Annotated in this window: 2 protein-coding genes; both read right to left on the minus strand. The window is 62.0% G+C overall.

From position 1 onward, the window contains the following. Positions 1–1,029: phospho-N-acetylmuramoyl-pentapeptide-transferase (gene mraY, locus ACTS2Z_RS04960; protein ID WP_442572119.1), on the minus strand; the 1,029-nt coding region annotated here is incomplete at its 3' end. Between the two features lie 5 nt (positions 1,030–1,034). Next, on the minus strand, positions 1,035–2,089 hold a 1,055-nt coding region (locus ACTS2Z_RS04965; RefSeq protein WP_442572120.1), incomplete at its 5' end, for a UDP-N-acetylmuramoyl-tripeptide--D-alanyl-D-alanine ligase.

The raw sequence follows: 2,089 nt of genomic DNA on the forward strand, positions 1-2,089 counted from the left end.
GGTCGGTTCGGCCCAGCCCATCTTCTCGAAATGGTGGTGAATGGGCGCCATGCGGAAGACGCGCTTGCCGGTCAGCTTGAAGCTGGCGACCTGGATCATCACCGACAGCGCCTCGAGCACGAACAGGCCGCCAATGATGGCAAGGACAATCTCGTGCTTGACCGCTACCGCAATGGTGCCGAGTGCGCCGCCAAGCGACAGCGAGCCGGTATCGCCCATGAACACCATGGCAGGCGGAGCATTGTACCAGAGAAAGCCGAGGCCGGCCCCGATGATAGCCCCGCAGATCACGGCAAGCTCGCCGGTGCCGGGGGTAAAGTTCAGGAAGAGATAGTTGGAATAGACCGCCGAGCCGACGAAATAGGCGATGAAGCCGAAGGAGCCTGCCGCGATCATGACCGGCACAATGGCAAGGCCATCAAGGCCATCTGTGATGTTCACAGCATTGGACGCGCCAACGATGACGATGAGGCCAAACAGGAAGAAGCCATAGCTGAGCGGGATCAGCACATCCTTGAAGAAGGGCACGGCGATGGAGGTGGCAAAGCCGTCCGGCACGTTAGGTGCCGATGAAAGAAGCTCTGTCATCCAGAACACGGCAACAATCGCGACGACCGACTGGAGGGCCAGCTTCATGCGCCCGGAAATGCCCGCCGAGGAACGCTTGGTCACCTTGCGCCAGTCATCGAGAAAGCCGATGGCGCCAAAACCTGCCGTGACCAGCAGCACGACCCAGATATAGGGATTGGAGAGGTCGGCCCACAAAAGCGTGCCGGTCAGTATGCCGATCAGGATGATGAAGCCGCCCATGGTCGGCGTGCCAGCCTTGGTGAGCACGTGCGATTCGGGACCGTCATCGCGAATGGGCTGCGAGCCCTTGGATTTCAGCCATTTGATGAAGGGCCGCCCGATGATGATGGCCACTATGAAGGCGGTGATCAGGCCAGCTCCTGTCCGGAAGGTCAGATAGTTGACCGGGTTGAACAGGATGAAGTCGGTGGCAAGCTGGGAAAAGAGAAAATAGAGCATGAAAATCAGCCTTTGATGACCGCGTTTGCGGCACCGTCATGCAAACTTGCGACTACTTTATGAACGCCCGATCCGTTGGAGCCCTTGATCAGCACAACATCGCCCGGACGCAGCATGGCCAAGAGGCGCTGCGTGGCATCGGAGGGCGAGGCGGCCATGGATCCCCTCACCGATGAGGGCAGCGCGGAGACCATGTATTCCATCATGGAGCCGACACCGATGGCCGCTGACACGCCAGCCTCAGCCAGTTGCAAGGCCAGTTCGCGGTGACGTTCAGGGGCGCTTGCGCCAATCTCCAGCATCTCGCCGAGTACGGCGATGCGGCGGCCGCTGCCGTCCGGCTGGTGGCGGGCAAGGCTCGCAATCGCCGAGGCCATGGAGACCGGGTTGGCATTATAGCTGTCGTCGATGATGCGCGCCGTTCCTCCCTCCACCTCGATCAGGAAGCTGGCGCCGCGCCCGGCCTGGGCCTGCAGCCCGGCCAGCACATCTGCCACCTGCACCGCATCGATACCGGCAGCGACGCAAGCCGCCATGACACCGGCGGCATTATGGGCCTGATGCTCGCCCGGTGCCGGAATGGAAACATCAACCGTCCGGCCCAGCACATCGAACCGGCCATGGCCTCGGCTGGCCTCCTGCTCCCATGACAGGATGCGCACGGCAGCGTCCTTCGCCCGGCCAAAGCTGAACATGAAGGCTGCACGGCTGTTGCAGACATGGCCCGCCAGCCGCATGGCGTAGTCGCAATCGGCCGGGATGATGGCAACACCATCACCAGAGAGTCCGGTGAAGATTTCCGATTTCGCGTCGGCAATCGCTTCCATCGTGCCGAGATTTTCCAGATGCGCCGGCGCGATGCGGGTAATCAGGGCGATGTGCGGCTGGACCTGCGTCGTCAGGGCCGCAATCTCTCCAGCATGGTTCATGCCCATCTCGAAGACAGCGCGCCGGGTTTCACGCGGCAGGCGGGCAAGGGTGAGCGGCACACCCCAGTGATTATTGTAGGATTTCACGCTCCAGTGGGCCGGACCGGAAGTCCGGAACACGGCGGCGATGG

Source organism: Glycocaulis sp., from assembly GCF_052168375.1.
Lineage (GTDB): Bacteria > Pseudomonadota > Alphaproteobacteria > Caulobacterales > Maricaulaceae > Glycocaulis.